Source organism: Comamonas fluminis, from assembly GCF_019186805.1.
GTDB classification, from domain to species: domain Bacteria; phylum Pseudomonadota; class Gammaproteobacteria; order Burkholderiales; family Burkholderiaceae_C; genus Comamonas; species Comamonas fluminis.
Window position 1 is genome coordinate 1,598,259 of record NZ_CP066783.1, and the last position, 18,094, is coordinate 1,616,352.

The 18,094-nt window shown below is 58.7% G+C and carries 13 protein-coding genes and 14 tRNA genes; 25 read left to right on the top strand and 2 right to left on the bottom strand.

Annotated features, from left to right (window positions below; genetic code table 11):
- Positions 1-110: 110 nt before the first annotated feature.
- On the bottom strand, positions 111-467 hold the full coding sequence (locus JDW18_RS07655) for an ArsC family reductase (RefSeq protein WP_218243076.1): 357 nt from the start codon (positions 465-467) through the stop codon (positions 111-113).
- Between the two features lie 99 nt (positions 468-566).
- Here JDW18_RS07655 and folC point away from each other — a divergent pair, with 99 nt between their 5' ends.
- The 25 genes from folC to JDW18_RS07780 all read left to right on the top strand — a co-directional run bounded on the left by folC (position 567) and on the right by JDW18_RS07780 (position 17,225).
- Positions 567-1,892: a bifunctional tetrahydrofolate synthase/dihydrofolate synthase gene (gene folC / locus JDW18_RS07660; protein WP_218243077.1), complete on the top strand. Its 1,326-nt coding sequence runs from the start codon at positions 567-569 to the stop codon at positions 1,890-1,892.
- A gap of 83 nt (positions 1,893-1,975) precedes the next feature.
- Positions 1,976-3,004, top strand: a complete 1,029-nt coding sequence (locus tag JDW18_RS07665) for an SPOR domain-containing protein (protein ID WP_218243078.1) — start codon at positions 1,976-1,978, stop codon at positions 3,002-3,004.
- Positions 3,005-3,043: 39 nt separating this feature from the next.
- On the top strand, positions 3,044-3,544 hold the full coding sequence (locus tag JDW18_RS07670) for a CvpA family protein (RefSeq protein WP_218243079.1): 501 nt from the start codon (positions 3,044-3,046) through the stop codon (positions 3,542-3,544).
- Between the two features lie 197 nt (positions 3,545-3,741).
- Entirely contained in the window at positions 3,742-5,250 is a 1,509-nt protein-coding gene (purF, locus tag JDW18_RS07675; protein WP_218243080.1) for an amidophosphoribosyltransferase, read from the top strand.
- A gap of 299 nt (positions 5,251-5,549) precedes the next feature.
- On the top strand, positions 5,550-6,764 hold the full coding sequence (locus JDW18_RS07680; protein ID WP_218243081.1) for an O-succinylhomoserine sulfhydrylase: 1,215 nt from the start codon (positions 5,550-5,552) through the stop codon (positions 6,762-6,764).
- Positions 6,761-8,167, top strand: coding sequence for a glutamate--tRNA ligase (gene gltX / locus JDW18_RS07685; RefSeq protein ID WP_218243082.1), 1,407 nt, complete (start codon positions 6,761-6,763; stop codon positions 8,165-8,167). Before JDW18_RS07680 ends, gltX begins: the two co-directional genes overlap by 4 nt.
- 74 nt (positions 8,168-8,241) lie before the next feature.
- Positions 8,242-8,317, top strand: a tRNA-Ala gene (locus JDW18_RS07690).
- A 45-nt stretch (positions 8,318-8,362) separates the two neighbouring features.
- Positions 8,363-8,438: transfer RNA gene (locus JDW18_RS07695), tRNA-Glu, on the top strand.
- A gap of 48 nt (positions 8,439-8,486) precedes the next feature.
- Positions 8,487-8,563 (top strand) — tRNA-Asp (locus JDW18_RS07700).
- Between the two features lie 74 nt (positions 8,564-8,637).
- Positions 8,638-8,713, top strand: a tRNA-Glu gene (locus JDW18_RS07705).
- A 48-nt stretch (positions 8,714-8,761) separates the two neighbouring features.
- Positions 8,762-8,838 (top strand) — tRNA-Asp (locus JDW18_RS07710).
- A gap of 107 nt (positions 8,839-8,945) precedes the next feature.
- Positions 8,946-9,021, top strand: a tRNA-Ala gene (locus tag JDW18_RS07715).
- A gap of 54 nt (positions 9,022-9,075) precedes the next feature.
- A tRNA-Glu gene (locus tag JDW18_RS07720) sits at positions 9,076-9,151 on the top strand.
- Positions 9,152-9,199: 48 nt separating this feature from the next.
- Positions 9,200-9,276: transfer RNA gene (locus JDW18_RS07725), tRNA-Asp, on the top strand.
- A 31-nt stretch (positions 9,277-9,307) separates the two neighbouring features.
- Positions 9,308-9,383 (top strand) — tRNA-Ala (locus tag JDW18_RS07730).
- A 46-nt stretch (positions 9,384-9,429) separates the two neighbouring features.
- Positions 9,430-9,505, top strand: a tRNA-Glu gene (locus tag JDW18_RS07735).
- Positions 9,506-9,553: 48 nt separating this feature from the next.
- Positions 9,554-9,630: transfer RNA gene (locus JDW18_RS07740), tRNA-Asp, on the top strand.
- Between the two features lie 215 nt (positions 9,631-9,845).
- Positions 9,846-10,331, top strand: a complete 486-nt coding sequence (locus JDW18_RS07745; RefSeq protein ID WP_246610513.1) for a hypothetical protein — start codon at positions 9,846-9,848, stop codon at positions 10,329-10,331.
- A gap of 366 nt (positions 10,332-10,697) precedes the next feature.
- The gene (locus JDW18_RS07750; protein WP_246610331.1) at positions 10,698-11,936 is read left to right on the top strand and encodes a TolC family protein; all 1,239 of its coding nucleotides are present in this window, start codon (positions 10,698-10,700) and stop codon (positions 11,934-11,936) included.
- Positions 11,937-11,991: 55 nt separating this feature from the next.
- The gene (locus tag JDW18_RS07755; protein ID WP_218243084.1) at positions 11,992-13,206 is read left to right on the top strand and encodes an efflux RND transporter periplasmic adaptor subunit; all 1,215 of its coding nucleotides are present in this window, start codon (positions 11,992-11,994) and stop codon (positions 13,204-13,206) included.
- A gap of 4 nt (positions 13,207-13,210) precedes the next feature.
- Entirely contained in the window at positions 13,211-16,300 is a 3,090-nt protein-coding gene (locus JDW18_RS07760; RefSeq protein WP_218243085.1) for an efflux RND transporter permease subunit, read from the top strand.
- A gap of 153 nt (positions 16,301-16,453) precedes the next feature.
- Positions 16,454-16,786, top strand: a complete 333-nt coding sequence (locus JDW18_RS07765) for a P-II family nitrogen regulator (protein WP_218243086.1) — start codon at positions 16,454-16,456, stop codon at positions 16,784-16,786.
- 117 nt (positions 16,787-16,903) lie between these two features.
- Positions 16,904-16,979, top strand: a tRNA-Ala gene (locus tag JDW18_RS07770).
- 45 nt (positions 16,980-17,024) lie between these two features.
- A tRNA-Glu gene (locus JDW18_RS07775) sits at positions 17,025-17,100 on the top strand.
- Between the two features lie 48 nt (positions 17,101-17,148).
- A tRNA-Asp gene (locus JDW18_RS07780) sits at positions 17,149-17,225 on the top strand.
- Positions 17,226-17,325: 100 nt separating this feature from the next.
- On the opposite strand, the gene JDW18_RS07785 is transcribed toward JDW18_RS07780, so the two are convergent.
- On the bottom strand, positions 17,326-18,084 hold the full coding sequence (locus JDW18_RS07785; RefSeq protein WP_218243087.1) for a 3-hydroxyacyl-CoA dehydrogenase: 759 nt from the start codon (positions 18,082-18,084) through the stop codon (positions 17,326-17,328).
- Between the last annotated feature and the right edge of the window lie 10 nt (positions 18,085-18,094).

Sequence of the window (18,094 nt, forward strand, 5' to 3'; positions counted from 1 at the left end):
GACTGCAGAAAAGTTTAGTCATCTCCTGTGAAGACAAGAGATGAACTTGGTAAAACTAGGTAAAGCCTTGTTTGAATGTTGGTGCTTGCTTATCTTTAAAGCCTTTTATATCAGGACTTTTGCAGCCATTCATCGGCTTTGAAGCCAACAGTGATTTGACCATCTGCCCATTCCACGACAGGGCGCTTGATGGTGCTGGCGTGTTCCTTCATGACTGCGGCGGCGCTGTTGGCGTCATGCACGCTGTTCTTGACGGCTTCGTCGAGCTTGCGCCAGGTCGTTCCCTGGCGGTTGAGCACTTTTTCCCAGCCCGCAGCATCCATCCATTGCAGCAGCTGGTCTTCTGGAACACCCTGCTTTTTGAAATCATGGAAGGTGTAAGTGATTGCATGCTCATCCAGCCAGTTGCGTGCTTTCTTGACGGTATCGCAGTTAGGGATGCCAAAAACGGTGGTGGTCTTGCTCATGATGTTGTCTGATTCCAAACGGGTTGTTCCAGTTTTAACAAGATCTGGCAAGGGTTGCCCCGCATAGGGCCTCTGGCAGTGCGCGACAATACGCCCTGTATGCACACCACATTTGCCACACTGGATGCCTGGCTCGCCTATTGCGAACGCCTGCATCCCCAGAACATCGCCCTGGGTCTGGATCGCGTGCGTGAAGTCGCACAGCGCATGGGCCTGCAGTTTGACTGCCCCGTCATCACGGTGGCCGGTACCAATGGCAAGGGCTCGACCTGCGCCATGCTCGAAGCCGTGGCTCTGCAGTCCGGTTATCGTCCCGGTGTCTATACCTCGCCCCATCTGGTGCACTTTGAAGAGCGCTGCCGCGTGGGCGGCGAGATCGTCACGCCCGAGGCACTGCTGCCGCACTTTGAAGCGGTGGAGCAAGCCCGTGTGAAGGATGGTGCAGAGGTTGCGCTCACTTACTTTGAGTTCACCACCCTGGCTATCCTGCATCTGCTGAGTCAGTCCAAGCTGGATGTGGCAATTTTGGAGGTCGGTCTTGGCGGTCGCCTGGATGCCACCAATATCGTGGATGCCGACTGCGCCATCATCACCAGCATCGACCTGGACCACATGGAACTGCTGGGCCCGGACCGCGAAAGCATTGGCCGCGAGAAGGCGGGCATCATGCGCACCGGTCGTCCTGTCATCGTCAGCGACCCCGTTCCGCCGCAAAGCGTGATTGACCACGCCGCCGAGATCGGTGCGGACCTGTGGCGCTTTGGCTCAGACTTCAATTACGACGGCGACAAGCAGCAGTGGGGCTGGGCCGGGCGCGGCCGCCGCTATGCCGGTTTGGCCTACCCAGCGCTGCGCGGTGCCAACCAGCTGATGAATGCCTCTGGCGTGCTGGCTGCTTATGAAGCCATTCGCGGCAAGCTGCCTGTGACGGCGCAGGCCGTGCGCACAGGCCTTTCCATGGTCGAGCTGCCTGGTCGCTTTCAGATCATTCCCGGCCAGCCCACACTGGTGCTGGACGTGGCGCACAACCCGCACTCGGTGGCGGCGCTCACAGCCAATCTGGATGCCATGGGCTACTTTCCGACCACGCACGCCGTGTTCGGTGCGATGGCGGATAAAGACTGGACGCATATGCTCACCAAAGTGGGCCCGCTGATCGACCGCTGGTACTTCACCGACCTGCCCACAGCCCGTGCCGATTCGGCTCAGGGTCTGAAGAGCAAGCTCGAACAGCTGCAAGCAGAAGGTCTGGTTCGCAAAGATGTGAGCATGGAATGCTTTGCCAATCCGCAGCAGGCGCTGGATGCAGCCGTGGCCGCGGCTGAGGCGGCTGATAGAATCGTGGTCTTTGGATCGTTCTTCACCGTCGGTGGGGTGCTGCAAAACGGCACCCCACGTCTGAACGCCAAACATTTGGCTCATTGAATCACTGAACTGACTCATTGAACCAGCGGTCTGCCGCTTTGCCTCAGGGGAGAGGCGGCAGACTCCAACAAAGTCCGAATTCCATGGCACTTTTCAATTTCCGTTGGCCCGGCAAAAAAGACGAAGCCGAGTCTGTGGCTGGCGCCAAGCGACCCAGCCGGCTGGCCCAGGGCGAAAGCGTGGAAGCCATGCGTCGTCGTGCCCGGCACCGACTCATTGGCGCGGCCGTGCTGGTGCTGATGGGGGTGGTGGGCTTTCCGCTGCTGTTTGATACGCAGCCCCGCCCGATTCCGGTCAATATCCCCATCGAAATTCCCGATCAGGCCAATGTGGCGCCTGAGGTCGTTCCCGGCACGCATGTGGCTTCACATGCGTCTGGAACTGCACCCGCGGCCACAGGCTCTGTAGCCCCCAATGCTTCGCTGGATGACGGTGAAGAAGTGCTGGCGCCTTCTGCAAGGCCTGCTCCTGCCGCTTCTGGCTCTGCTCCCGTTTCTGTAGCGGCTCCCGCAGTTGTAGCAGGCGCTGCAGCTGGATTGGCTGCAGCAGTGGCAACCCCCAAGCCCGAGGCTAAACCCAAGCCAGAGCCAAAGCCTGAAGTCAAGCCAGAGCGCAAGCCTGAGCCGAAGCTTGAGGTCAAGCCTGAAACAAAGCCAGAGTCCAAGCCGGAACCCAAGCCAGAAAAGGCCAAGTCCGAGGTGAAAAAGCCCGAGCCCAAGCCTGAGCACAAACCGGAAGCCAAGCCCGAGCCCAAGCCCGAAACCAAGGCTGAACCCAAGCACAAGCCAGAAACCAATAAGGCGGATGAAGCTGCGCGTGCCCGCGCTCTGCTGGAAGGCCGCAGCGCCCCTGAAACTGCGGCCGCTGCAGCCCCCAAGGAGGCTGCAGGCAATGAACGATTCATTGTGCAGATTGGTGCTTTTGCCGACGTAGGCAAGGCCAATGAGATCAAGTCCAAGCTGGGTGGAGGCGCCTTTACGCAGACAGTTGACACCAAGGATGGCAAGCGCACCCGTGTTCGCATGGGGCCTTTCAAGAGCCGCGAAGAGGCTGACAAGGCTGCCGCGCGTGCCAAGGGTCTGGGTTTGCCTGCTTCGGTGTTCAAGGGTTGATGCCGGGCTGCTGGCTCTGCCCCAGATGACTGCGTATTGATGACCACGCTGGACTGGATTTTTGTGGCCGTCTTGCTGGGCTCCATGTTGCTGGGGGCTTGGCGCGGTCTGGTTTATGAGGTCTTGTCCCTGCTGGGCTGGATTGTGGCTTTTGCTGTGGCGCGAACCTGGGCGCAAGAGGTGGCTGTCTGGCTGCCGCTGGATGGCTGGGATATGCAGTTGCGCTATGCAGCCGCATTTGTGCTGCTGCTGGTGGGGGCGATGTTTGCCTGGGGTGTGCTGTCGTGGCTGGCCAAGCAGCTGATTGAGGCAGTGGGCCTGAGGCCTGTGGACCGAGCGCTGGGCTCGCTGTTTGGCGTTTTGCGCGGCGCGCTGCTGCTGCTGGTGCTGGCGCTGGTGATTCAATACACGCCTTTGCATCAGGCGCAGTGGTGGCAGGAGTCGGCGCTGGCGCCCTGGCTGACGCAAGGGCTGGCGCTGGTGCTGCCCGCATTGCCTGCGCAGTGGGAGCAGTATCTGCCGGGAACGGCAGCGTCTTGAAGTGATGGCTTTGGCCTCCATCTGATGGAGGTCGGCAAGTGACAAAAGTGGCTGCAGCAGTGCAGCGGCTGGAAGGTTAGGAATTTGGTGCAGGCGTGATCCGCCTGCACCTGATGTCAAAGCGCAGGCTTGCCAATGGGTGGTGAAGCAGGCGAGTGTGGCGAGGAGCAATCTTCGCGAACAGATGGAACGCAACTATGTGTGGAATCGTTGGTGTGGTCAGCACCGCACCCGTGAATCAGCTGATTTATGACGCTTTGCTGCTTTTGCAGCACCGTGGACAGGATGCAGCCGGCATCGTGACCCAGCAGGAACGCAAGTTCTTCATGCACAAGGCAAAGGGCATGGTGAAGGACGTGTTCCGCACCCGCAATATGCGTGCTCTGCCTGGCGATGTGGGTCTGGGTCAGGTGCGCTACCCCACGGCGGGCAATGCATCGAGCGAGGAAGAGGCTCAGCCCTTCTACGTCAATGCGCCGTTTGGCATCGTCATGGTGCACAACGGCAATCTGACCAACGCCAAGCAACTGCGCCGCGAACTGGCAGATACCGATCACCGTCACACCAACACCGAGAGCGACTCCGAAGTGCTGCTCAACGTGCTGGCACACGAGATCGGCCGTGCATCCAGCGGTGCCCCGCTCAAGAGTGAAGACATCTTCAATGCCGTGCGTGCCGTGCACAAGCGCATCAAGGGCTCGTACGCCGTGATTGCGCTGATTGCGGGTTATGGCCTGCTGGCTTTCCGTGATCCTTACGGTATTCGCCCCCTGTGCATGGGCCGCGGCGCTGATGGCACGGTGATGCTGGCCAGCGAATCCGTGGCGCTGGAAGGAACGACGCACAGCTTTGATCGCGACATCGCTCCTGGCGAGGCGGTTTTCATTCACAACGATGGCCAGATCGAAAGCCAGCAATGTGCGGATGAAACACATCTGAACCCCTGCGTGTTCGAATTTGTGTATCTGGCCCGCCCCGACTCGACCATGGACGGCATCTCTGTCTATCAGGCTCGCCTGAACATGGGTGAGACGCTGGCCAAGCGTGTGGTCTCCATCGTTCCTCCGAACGAGATCGATGCCGTGATTCCGATTCCCGAATCCAGCCGCCCCAGCGCCATGCAACTGGCGCAGCTGCTGGGCAAGCCTTACCGCGAAGGTTTTGTGAAGAACCGCTACGTGGGCCGTACCTTCATCATGCCGGGCCAGGGTGCTCGCAAGAAATCGGTGCGCCAGAAGCTCAATGCCATCAGCAGCGAGTTCAAGGGCCGCAATGTGCTGCTGGTCGATGACTCCATCGTGCGCGGCACCACCTCCAAGGAAATTGTGCAGATGGCACGCGACGCTGGGGCCAACAAGGTGTACCTGGCATCGGCTGCGCCACCTGTGCGTCACCCCAACGTCTATGGCATCGACATGCCTACGCGCTCCGAGCTGGTGGCCCATGGCCGCACCGTCGAAGAAATTCGCCAGGTGATTGGCTGCGACGCGCTGATCTACCAGGATGTGGACGCGATGAAGCAGGCCGTGGGCAAGATCAACGCCAAGGTGGAAGGCTTTGAAGCCTCGTGCTTTGACGGTATCTACATCACTGGCGATATCTCGGATGAAGAAGTCACCGCGCTCAACGAAGGCCGCAATCGCGGCAGCGAAGAAGAGAGCGAAGACACTTCGCGCCTGTCTCTGCCCAATGCACAGGAAAACTGAGCACGCAAGCCGGCTCTGAATGACTGAGTGTGAAAGGGTTGCTTCGGCAACCCTTTTCATTCAGGAGGACAATGTCAGGGCTGTACGCCGTGCTTGCTCCTTTTATGTGAGCGTGTATCGCAGGCAGATAGATGGGTTGAATGCAATTTCACTCAAAATCTGCAGGCCGGTGTGAAAAGCATTGTTTAAAGATCGGCAGGCGGGTGCCGCCGTTCAAGCTGGTCAGACCATTGCGCAAAAGCTCAATCAGAGCCATTGCCGGGACTGGCGCCAGTACCAACCATCTGGACTTGATAATTGTGAGCAACAAGACATTACCCGAAGGTTTGCATCCTGAGACATTGGCTGTGCGCGAAGCGGTCGAGCGCAGCCAGTGGGGCGAACATTGCGAAGCGCTGTACATGACCAGCAGCTTTGTGCAGCCCGATGCAGCCACTGCTGCCCGCCGTTTTGCCAACGAAGAACCTGGCTATACCTATAGCCGTACCACCAACCCCACGGTGACCAGCTTCGAGCGTCGTCTGGCGGCCATGGAAGGTACGGAGTGCGCGGTGGCAACTTCCACGGGCATGTCGGCTATTTTGCTGGTGGCGCTGACGGCACTAAAGACGGGTGACCACGTGGTCTGCTCGCAGTCCATGTTCGGCTCCACCATCAAGCTGCTGGGCACCGAAATGGCCCGCTTTGGCGTGGAGACCACTTTCGTTTCGCAAACCGATATCGAAGCCTGGAAGGCTGCCATCAAGCCCAACACGCGCATGCTGTTTGCTGAAACGCCCACCAACCCGCTGACGGACCTGTGCGATATCGCTGCACTGGCGGAACTGGCACATGCCAACAACGCGCTGCTGGCTGTGGACAACAGCTTTGCCACGCCCATCCTGCAGCAGCCTGCCAAGTTTGGTGCGGACATCATCGTGCACTCGGGCACCAAATTCCTGGATGGCCAGGGCCGTGTGATGGCTGGCGCCGTCTGTGGCTCCATCGCGCTGGTGGACAAGGTCATGGGCACCTTCTTGCGCAGCGGCGGTTTGAATATCGCTCCCTACAACGCCTGGACGGTGATGAAGGGGCTGGAAACACTGGCCTTGCGCGTCAAGGCACAAAGCGCTGCTGCACTGGACTTTGCCGCCTGGCTGGAAGCTCATCCCAAGGTTGCCCGTGTTTATTACCCTGGCCTCAAGAGCCACGCCCAGCACGAGCTGGCCATGCGCCAGCAAAACGGCATGGGTGGCGCGGTTCTGGCCTTTGATGTGGTGGGCGAGGGCGCTGAGCAACTGCGCGCTAATGCTTTCCACGTGATCGACCAGACCCTGGTCTGCTCCATTACCGCCAATCTGGGTGATGTGAAAACCACCATCACCCACCCGGCCAGCACCTCGCATGGCCGCCTGACCGAAGCCCAGCGCCAGGCCGCTGGCGTGGGTCAGGGCCTGATTCGTATTTCCGTGGGCCTTGAGCACCTTGATGACTTGAAGGCAGACCTCTCCCGTGGACTGGATACTCTGAAATGACCAACAAAATTCGCACCCGTTTTGCTCCTTCGCCCACCGGTTTCATCCACCTGGGCAATATCCGCTCGGCCCTGTACCCCTGGGCCTTTGCCCGCGCCAATGGCGGCGACTTTGTGCTGCGCATCGAAGACACCGATCTGGAGCGCTCCACTCAGGCGTCTGTCGATGTGATCATCGAAGGCATGCAGTGGCTGCAGCTGGACCATGACGAAGGCCCGTTCTACCAAATGCAGCGCATGGACCGCTACAAAGAGGTGCTGGCCACGCTGCAGGCCAAGGGCTATGTCTACCCCTGCTATATGAGCATGGAAGAGTTGGACGCCCTGCGTGAAAAGCAGATGGCCGCCAAGGAAAAGCCCCGCTACGACGGCACATGGCGTCCTGAAGAAGGCAAGGTGCTGCCTGCCATTCCTGAAGGTGTGAAGCCCGTGCTGCGCTTCAAGACACCCAAGACCGGCGTGGTCGGCTGGGACGACAAGTGCAAAGGCCATATCGAGTTCCAGAACTCCGAGCTGGACGATCTGGTGATCGCCCGCCCTGATGGCACGCCTACGTACAACTTCTGTGTTTGCGTGGATGACATGGACATGAACATCACCCACGTGATCCGTGGTGACGACCATGTCAACAACACCCCGCGCCAGATCCACATCTTTGAAGCGCTGGGCGCCACCGTGCCCGTGTTTGCCCACCTGCCCACCGTGCTGAACGAGCAGGGCGAGAAGATGAGCAAGCGCAACGGCGCCAAGGCCGTGACGCAGTACCGTGACGAAGGCTATCTGCCCGATGCCATGGTGAACTATCTGGCCCGCCTGGGCTGGAGCCACGGCGATGACGAAATCTTCAGCCGCGCGCAATTCCTGGAGTGGTTCAACCTGGACCACCTGGGTCGCAGCGCAGGTCAGTTTGACGAAGCCAAGCTGCGCTGGGTCAACGCCCAGCACCTGAAGGCCATGGACGATGTGGCGCTGGCCGCCATGGTCAAGCCTTTTGTGGTCAAGGCCGGTGTGGCCGAAAGCCTGATCGATGCCGATGACCGCTTGGTGCGCATTGCCGCCTTGTTCAAGGACCGCTGCGAAACCCTGGTGGATCTGGCCAACTGGGCCAAGGTCTTCTATGTGGAGAGCGTGGAGCGCAATGCCGAAGACTATGCCAAGCATGTGACCGAAGCCGCCAACCCTTTGCTGGATGCGTTTGTCACCGTGGTGGAGGGTGTGGAGTGGAACAAGGAAGCCATTGCTGCTGCCATTAAAGAACTGCTCAAAGCCCAGGGCGTGAAGATGCCCGTGCTGGCCATGCCGGTGCGTGTGTTGACCGTGGGAACGGCACACACTCCATCGGTGGATGCGGTGCTGGAATTGCTCGGACGTGAAAAAGTTATCGCACGTTTGAAAAATCGCTAAAAACCTGTCTATAATTCGAGGCTCTGCACAACGCGACTGATTAAAAGGTTGTGTTGTAGGGAGAAAAGAATTTTGGGGGTATAGCTCAGCTGGGAGAGCGCTTGCATGGCATGCAAGAGGTCATCGGTTCGATCCCGTTTACCTCCACCAAAAAATTTGACGGCTGATTGAAAAATCAGAATCGTTCTAGGAATTGACCCTATCGTCTAGAGGCCTAGGACATCACCCTTTCACGGTGAGTACCGGGGTTCGAATCCCCGTAGGGTCGCCAAGTTTGAAGCGCTTGTAGCTATTGAATAAATAGCAAAGCTTCCTGCCAGGAGTGGTAGTTCAGTTGGTTAGAATACCGGCCTGTCACGCCGGGGGTCGCGGGTTCGAGTCCCGTCCACTCCGCCACAGTTTTAGTGCTTGATACGTAAAGCGCCTTTTGAATATCGAGGCGCTTTTTTAATCAGACACGTTCTAGGATTGACCCTATCGTCTAGAGGCCTAGGACATCACCCTTTCACGGTGAGTACCGGGGTTCGAATCCCCGTAGGGTCGCCAAGTTTGAAGCGCTGGTAGCTATTGAATAAATAGCAAAGCTTCCTGCCAGGAGTGGTAGTTCAGTTGGTTAGAATACCGGCCTGTCACGCCGGGGGTCGCGGGTTCGAGTCCCGTCCACTCCGCCACAGATTTCAATTTTCTTAGATCAATTCAGGACGCGAAGGTGTCGTGAAGCTGTACTGAAGTACAGCGAACGAAACCGACAAAGTCATGAATGGATATAAGGAAATTAGGGGGTATAGCTCAGCTGGGAGAGCGCTTGCATGGCATGCAAGAGGTCATCGGTTCGATCCCGTTTACCTCCACCAAAAATTAAACGACGTTGATTGGCAGAGATGCTGATCAAAAGAGTTCTAGGAATTGACCCTATCGTCTAGAGGCCTAGGACATCACCCTTTCACGGTGAGTACCGGGGTTCGAATCCCCGTAGGGTCGCCAAGTTTGAAGCGCTTGATGCTACGAAAGTAGATGCAAAGCTTCATACCAGGAGTGGTAGTTCAGTTGGTTAGAATACCGGCCTGTCACGCCGGGGGTCGCGGGTTCGAGTCCCGTCCACTCCGCCAGATTCAATGCTTTCATGCGTGAGAGCGTTTTGGGGGTATAGCTCAGCTGGGAGAGCGCTTGCATGGCATGCAAGAGGTCATCGGTTCGATCCCGTTTACCTCCACCAAGAAAAATTGACGGCTGATTGAAAAATCAGAATCGTTCTAGGAATTGACCCTATCGTCTAGAGGCCTAGGACATCACCCTTTCACGGTGAGTACCGGGGTTCGAATCCCCGTAGGGTCGCCAAGTTTGAAGCGCTTGCAGCTATTGAATAAATAGCAAAGCTTCCTGCCAGGAGTGGTAGTTCAGTTGGTTAGAATACCGGCCTGTCACGCCGGGGGTCGCGGGTTCGAGTCCCGTCCACTCCGCCAGATATCAAAAGCCATCCACGCATGTGGATGGCTTTTTTGTTTTGGAGGCTTGATGTGCTGCCCGTGTTTCACTTTTTAGCTATGGACTTTCTAGCTAGATTCCCTTGTTCTGCAAGTGCTATGGCGATAAGCTATCGTTTGCACTCTTGTGAAAGCTGACTAATTTATCTGTTGCTGGAACTTTTCTCACGCACGGATACACCATCTTGTCAGTGATGACTGCCTCAAGGGGCGGATTTCACATTCACGCTCTTATTTCGGTTGTTGCTTGGTTCGTCAAAGCATTCATGCGTTCGCTTTCTTCATTCCTGCTGTCATTGCTGATGCTTGCCGCCATTGTGGGTGTGCAGGTCGCAGTCATTTGGCCTGCAGGAGTGCACGATGTAGTGGCCATGGTTTACATGCAGGACGTTGAGCCGCACGAATACGGCGTGGACATCCTGCAGGAGTTTGAAGAGGATGTGGAAGATGAAACGGTGGAGTACTCCATCCATCGGCCCCACCGTACTTCAGAGGTCAATCCAGCGCAGGATGATCGCAACGAACTTTTTGGCCCGCCCGAAGATATTGCGGTGGGTATTGCGCATATATGGATGCAGCCGCAAGCGCATGCGGTGCATCCCAATTCGGCCTGTCTGGACGGAATGCTGCGTCCGCCTAGTGACCGCCTGCCGTTGGCAGGCGAGTTCCAGCGAGCCTGAAGCAAGCGTGCTTGCTTCGCGTTGTGAATATTTCGACTGATTTCGGTATCGGGGTGCTTCTGGCTGCATTGGCCTGAGCGCTGTCAGCTCCGTCTGCGGGCTGTTCAGTGGCCCGAAACCTTCACACCTGCCTTGCCGTCTTCCGGCCTTCTTCCTGATTGCAGGCGCGCTGCCGCATGAGCTGAAGTCAAGGCATCAATCCTTTTCTCACTTTATCTGCCCTCAAGAAGGCAGCTGTGTTCTATGTTCTATAGATCGATAGTGCCGGCGTCTCTACCGGCCAACGCTGGTGGCAGCCGCCATGGCGTTGCATCTTCATTGCGCTTTTTGCGCCCCAGTCTCCTTACCCTGTGCCTGAGTGCTGCCATGGCAGCGCAGGCTGCAGAGCCTGCTGTGGGTGCGGAGTTGGTCAGCACCCGCATTTCTGACAATGCGCAGCCCCGGCTCAGCCTGGCGCAGCTGATTGGGACTGTGCTGGATCACAACCCGGAGTTGCGCTCGGTGCAGCAGTCCAGTGTGACGGCTCAGGCGGCGGTGGTCAGCGCAGGTGCCTTGCCCAATCCCAAGCTGGAGTGGAGCCGTGGTGACAACAAGGCCCGCATGGCCTCGGCAACCCCCGGCAGTGTGAACTCCATGGGCATTTCGGTGCCTATCGAAATGCCTTCGGTGCGCAGCGCCCGTGTCAATGCGGCAGAAGCAGGTCAGCGTGCCTCGGTGCACCAGATTGCTGCGTCTCGCAATGCACTGGTGGCTCAGGTCAAGCTCAAGGCTTATGAAGTGGTGCTGCGCCAGGCTCAGGTTCAGGCTGCCCATGATGCGGTGAAGCTGCTTGAGCAGGCGCATGAGCGCGTGCGTGTACGTGTTGCCAGCGGTGAGGCTGCGCGCTACGAAATCATCAAGGCGGATGCCGAGCTGATTAACGCGCGCCAGCAGGAGCAGACCGCGCGTTTGATGGTGGAGCAGTCTCAGCTCACGCTCAATCGCATGGCCGCCGGCCAGTTGCCTGCGCGTTTCGATCTGGACTTGTCGCTGCAAGACCCCGTGAAGGCGGCAGCGCACAGTGTTGATCAGCATCCTGAATTGCTGCAGCTGCAGTCCGAAGTGGAAAAGGCGGAAGCGCAAAAGCAAGGCGCCAAGGCCAGCCGCTGGCCGGGCGTGGAGCTGCGATATGCCCAAACCCGCGAACCTGATATTCGCAACAACACCATTGGTGTGAGCATGCAGATTCCTCTCTTCGATCAGCGCCGCGGCCCGATTGATGAAGCTGCGTCGGAAGAGCAGCGTGCCCGTTTGCGCCTGGATGGCCGCAAGGCCGAGCTGGAGCAGCAGACGCTGCAGGCCCGCAAGGTGCTGGAAATGGCGCAGGTGCGAGTCAAGGCCTTGGGCGAGGGTTCTGTGAAGGAGGCCGAAGCCGCATTGCGCGTTGCTGAAGCCGCCTATCGCTATGGCGAGCGCGGCATTCTGGATGTGCTGGATGCGCAGCGTGTGCTGCGCACCGTGCGCGCCGACTTGCTGGAAGCGCGCTACCAGATGCAATCCGCACGAATTGAGCTGGATTTTCTGGCGGGCCGCTACGCCGATGCCTCCACGGTCATCACCCGCTGATGCGAGGCGACTGACTTCAAGCAGAGACCGAGTTTTATTGTTTTAAGCACGATTTATGTCTTCCCAACCTCTCAAATTTTCGGCAGGTCGCTACCGTCCCGCCTCTCTGGTTCTGGCACTGGCCATGGCCGGTCTGACTTCATTGACGCTGACCGCCTGTGGCAATGATGAAAAAGCAGCGGCCCCGGTTGCAGTGCAAGCCCAGCCCGAGCTGGACCCCATGGAAGTCGTTGTGTCGGCCGAGATGGCTGGCAACTTCAAGATTGCGCCAGTGGCCCAGGCCGAGCTGGCATCGGTGCAGGAAATCGCTGGCCGCATTGAAGCCAATGAGCGCAAGGTAACGCGTATCGGCGCCGTGGTGACAGGCCGCGTCACCGACGTTCTGGCCGAGGCGGGTGACCGCGTCAAGCCCGGCCAGGTGCTGGCGCGTGTGGCCAGTCCTGAGCTGACATCTGCACAGCTGGCCTATATGCGTGCCAGTGCCACCGCTACTTTGGCAGAGCGCTCTGCCGAGCGTGCACGCCAGCTGATTGCGGCAGATGTGATTGGCTCTGCAGAGCTGCAGCGCCGCGAATCTGAAGTGCAGATTGCCCGTGCCGAGCTGCGTGCAGCGGGTGACCAGCTCAAGCTGATGGGCTTGTCTGGCGATGCCATGACGCGTTTGCGCGGTCAGGGCAATGTGGCGCCTTCTGCAGCGATTGCAGCTTCTTCTGCGGGCATTGTGATTGAGCGTCAGGTCAGCCAGGGGCAGGTGGCCCAGCCCGGTGACCCGCTGTTCACCGTGGCCGATCTGTCCAATGTCTGGGTGGTGGGCGCCTTGCCTGAGCAAATGGCGCGCAGCGTGAAGGTTGGGCAGGATGTGCAGGTGGACGTGCCTGCGCTGGGCCTGACGGTGGAAGAGGCTCCCATCACCGGCAAGATCATCTATGTGGGCGATACGGTTTCGACCGAAACGCGCACGGTGGCAATTCGTACGCAGGTGGATAACAAGGATCTGGCACTCAAGCCCCAGATGTTGGCCTCGATGAAGATTCAGGGTGCACTGGAGAAAGTGCTGGCCATTCCCGCGCTTGCCGTGGTGCGCGAGAACGATAAGGACCATGTCTATGTGAAGAAGGCGGAAAACCATTACCGCCTCACTCCTGTGGAGCTGGGCGCCAACAGCGGTGGCCAGCGTCCTGTGATCAAGGGCTTGAGCGAAGGCGCTCAGATCGTGGTCGAAGGTGCTTTTCACCTGAACAACGAGCGCAAGCGCGCTGAGCTGGAGTAAGCCCATGATTGCCTCCATGATTCGTGCCGCGCTATCGCAGCGGCTGGTGGTGATCGTGCTGGCCCTGGTGGTGTGCGGATTCGGCCTGCGGGCTGCCATGAATCTGTCGGTGGACGCGTTCCCCGATGTGACCAATGTGCAGGTGCAGATCGCGACCGAAGCGCCAGGACGTTCGCCGGAAGAGATTGAGCGCTTTGTGACGGTGCCGCTGGAAATCGCCATGACCGGCCTGCCCGGGCTGACGGAGATGCGCTCGCTCAACAAAAGCGGTCTGTCCATCATCACCCTGGTGTTCACCGATGCGACCGATGTGTACTTCGCCCGCCAGCTGGTGACAGAGCGGCTGATTGAAGTCACGCCGCGCATGCCGGCGGGCATTGTTCCGGTGCTGGGCCCTGTTTCCACAGGCCTGGGCGAGGTCTATCAGTACACGCTGGACCATCCCGATGATGGCAAGCGCGAGCTGACGCAGGCTGAGCTGACCGAGCGCCGAACCATTCAGGACTGGGTGGCGCGCCCGCTGCTGCGCTCCATTCCTGGCGTGGCGGAAATCAACTCTCAGGGCGGCTACGTCAAGCAGTATCAGGTGCTGGTGGACCCCAGCCGTCTGCGTCACTACGACCTGACGGTGCGCCATGTGGTGCAGGCTGTGTCCGATAACAATGCCAATGCCAGCGGCGGCATTCTGCCGCAGGTGACGGAGCAGTATCTGATTCGCGGCGTGGGCATGATTCGCTCGCTGGAAGACATTGGCAACATCGTGCTCAAGGAGCAGGGCGGTGTGCCTGTCTATGTGCGCGATGTGGCCACGGTGCAAATTGATGCCGAGGTGCGCCAGGGTGCCATCATCAAGGGCGGCTATACCGAGGGCGTCTCCGGCATTGTGCTGATGATGCGTGGCGGCAATGCCAAGGAAGTGGTGACCCGCGTGAAAGAGCGCGTGGAGGAAATCAACTCCAAGGGCATGCTGCCCGGCGGCCTGCAAATCGTTTCGTACTACGACCGAACCGATCTGGTGGACTCGGCCCTGTGGACTGTGGGCAAGGTGCTGATTGAAGGCATCTTCCTGGTGGTGGTGGTGCTGTTCATCTTCCTGGGGGATGTGCGATCGAGCCTGATCGTGGTGGCAACGCTGATCATCACGCCGCTGACCACCTTCATCCTGATGAACAAGTACGGCATCTCTGCCAACCTGATGTCTCTGGGGGGGCTGGCAATTGCCATCGGCCTGATGGTGGACGCCACGGTGGTGGTTGTGGAAAACGTCTTCCACAAACTGGGGCAGGCAGGCGATAGCGTTGGAGAGCGCGTGCGCACTGTGCTGTCTGCTACTACAGAAGTAGCAACACCCACCATTTTCGGTATTGCCATCATCATCTTGGTGTTCCTGCCACTGATGACGCTGCAAGGCATCGAAGGCAAGATGTTTGCGCCGCTGGCACTGACGATTGCCATGGCGCTGGCCGTGTCTCTGGCGGTGTCGCTGTTCCTGTCTCCCGTGCTGTGCTCGTACTTCCTCAAGGGCGGTGCGGACCATGACACCAAGCTGATTGCCTTCCTCAAGCGCCATTACATGCGCCTGCTGGAAGCGGCGACTTCGCGCAACCGCCTCACACTGGCAGTGGCCGTGATTTTGCTGATCGGCTCTCTGGGGCTGTTCCCTCTGCTGGGCAAGTCATTCATGCCCACCATGAAGGAAGGCGCGCTGACGCCGCAGATCAACCGCGTGCCCAGCATCTCGCTGGACGAGTCCATTCGCATGGAAATGGCGGCGATGAAGGAAGTGGCGCAAGTGGATGGCGTGAAGTCCGTGGTCTCCAAGCTGGGCCGCGGCGAATCGCCCGCTGACCCCGCAGGTCCTAACGAGTCTGACCCCATCGTGCTGCTGGACCCCAAGTCCAAGCGCAGTCAGGACGAGATTGACGAAGACATTCGCCAGCGCCTGTCCAAGATTCCTGGTGTTCAGATCGTGCTGTCGCAGCCAATTTCCGAGCGTGTGGATGAAATGGTGACGGGCGTTCGCTCGCAACTGGCCATCAAGATCTTTGGTGACGAACTCAACGAGCTCAAGGACGTTTCCGAGCAGGTGGCGCGAATCCTCAAGAGCGTGCCCGGCAGCACGGACATCCGTATCGAGCGCCTGTCCGGCCAGCAGGCTTTGACCGTGGATATCGACCGCAAGGCGATTGCGCGTCACGGCCTCAATGTGGCTGATGTGCAAAGCGTGCTGGAGTCGGCCATCGGCGGCAAGGACGTGACCACGCTGTATGAAGGCGAGCGCCGTTACTCCGTGGTGGTTCGCTTCCCTGAAGCCTTCCGCAGCTCGCCGGAAAGCATTGGCGCCACACTGCTGACCACAGCAACCGGAGGCCAGGTGCCACTGAACAATGTGGCGCGTATTGAGCTGGTGGACGGCCCTGCACAGATCAGCCGCGAAGGCGGCAAGCGCCGTGTGGTGGTGGGCGCCAACGTGGAAGGGCGTGACCTGGGCGGCTTTGTGACAGAGGTTGAGCAGCGTCTGGAAAAAGAAGTGAAGCTGCCTGATGGCTATTACTTCAAGTTCGGTGGCCAGTTCGAGAACATGGAGCGCGCCATGGGCACGCTGCAGGTGATTGTGCCGCTGACCATCGTGGCCATCTTCTTCCTGCTGTTCCTGCTGTTCAACTCCGTCAAGCTGGCAAGTCTCATCATTCTGGTGCTGCCATTTGCCTCGATTGGTGGCCTGATTGGCTTGTTCGTCACCGGCGAATATGTGAGCGTTCCCGCTTCCGTGGGCTTTATCGCGCTGTGGGGCATTGCGGTGCTCAATGGAGTGGTGCTGGTCACCTGCATTCGCCATCTGCGCGAAGACGGCATGAGCGTGCATGACGCGGTGCGCGAAGGCTGTGCCCAGCGTTTCCGTCCTGTGATGATGACCGCCACCGTGGCTTTGCTGGGTCTGGTGCCATTCCTGTTTGCCACAGGCCCAGGCTCGGAAGTTCAGCGCCCGCTGGCCATTGTCGTGATCGGTGGCCTGATCTCTTCGACGCTGCTGACGCTGGTGGTGTTGCCCACGCTGTACCGCTGGTTTGATGAAAAGCCAAGAGAGGCATAAGCACCTCTGAGTGGCTTTGCCGCTTGCCCTGCTGTGGCGCTGGTCGCTATAGCGGGGCAACACCCGCGCAAGCTTGTAGCCGCTTGCGCGGGCGTTCAGGACTCAATCCGCGCCAGAGATTTGATGGCGTGAACCTTGATAGGAGAGAGAGCTATGGCGATGAAAGAAATCCGGGCCATTGTGCGGCCCAGCCGGCTGGAGCGCCTGCGCACAGCCTTGCGTGCGATTCCCAATTTTCCCGGTGTGACTTTTTTCAAGGCCGAGGGCTTTACCGCCCCCGCAGCCGTGGATAAGCGCAGCGTCAAAGATGAGCTGACCGACTTTTCCGACAAACTCATGGTGTGTGTGATTGTCGAAGAGAGCATGGTCGAGCCTATTCGCGAGGCCATCGTGAGCGCTTGCCGCACAGGCCAGATCGGTGATGGACTGGTGTGGACGGTGGACATCAGCGAGATGCACCGCATCCGTGATGGCGGTGCGGTTTGACATTTGCGCATTCCTTTTGACGGTTGAGTACGAAAAAACCAAGTTTTCGAAAAACCGGCAAAAAGCCTGTGCTACAATTTTTGTACTGCAGCAGTAAGGCACTGCCTTGTCGCTGAAGGGGGTATAGCTCAGCTGGGAGAGCGCTTGCATGGCATGCAAGAGGTCATCGGTTCGATCCCGTTTACCTCCACCAAAAATTTTGACGGCTGGTTGAAAAATCAGAATCGTTCTAGGAATTGACCCTATCGTCTAGAGGCCTAGGACATCACCCTTTCACGGTGAGTACCGGGGTTCGAATCCCCGTAGGGTCGCCAAGTTTGAAGCGCTTGTAGCTATTGAATAAATAGCAAAGCTTCCTGCCAGGAGTGGTAGTTCAGTTGGTTAGAATACCGGCCTGTCACGCCGGGGGTCGCGGGTTCGAGTCCCGTCCACTCCGCCAGATACAAAAACCGCCATCAAGCAATTGATGGCGGTTTTTTCTTTGCCTGAAAGAAAAACAGGCCTTCGCAAAGACCTGTTTTCATCGCTTCAATCCGAAATTATTTCGGAGCCATGCGGATGGCTCCGTCCAGACGAATCACTTCACCGTTGAGCATGTCGTTTTCCAGAATGCTTTTGACCAGCTTGGCGTAGTCCTCGGGTTTGCCAAGGCGGCTGGGGAAGGGCACGCTGGCTGCCAGAGCATCTTGAACTTCCTGGGGCATGGTGAACAGCATGGGTGTGCCAAAGATGCCGGGAGCAATTGTCATATTGCGAATGCCGCTGCGCGCCAGGTCGCGGGCAATGGGCAGAGTCATGCCCACCACGCCGCCCTTGGATGCCGAATAGGCGGCCTGACCAATCTGGCCGTCATAGGCAGCTACGCTGGCGGTGGAGATCAGCACGCCGCGCTCGCCAGTGGTTTCGGGTTCGTTCTTGCTCATGGCATCCGATGCCAGGCGAATCATGTTGAAAGTGCCGACCAGGTTGACCATGATGGTCTTGGTATAGGTTGCCAGGTTATGGGGCCCGTTTTTGCCCACGGTCTTTTCAGCGGGGGCAATGCCTGCGCAGTTCACCAGGCCAACCAGCTTGCCAAGGCTTGTGGCTTTTTTCACCACGGCCTGCCCATCGGCTTCGCTGCTGACGTCGCAGCGCAGATAGACGCCGCCAATTTCACGCGCCACGACTTCGCCGCGTTCGGCATTCATATCGGCAATGACGACCTTGCCGCCATTGGCAGCCAGCATGCGGGCGGTGCCTTCTCCAAGGCCGGACGCGCCGCCGGTGACGATGAACACGCGATCCTGAATTTGCATGAGTTGTCTC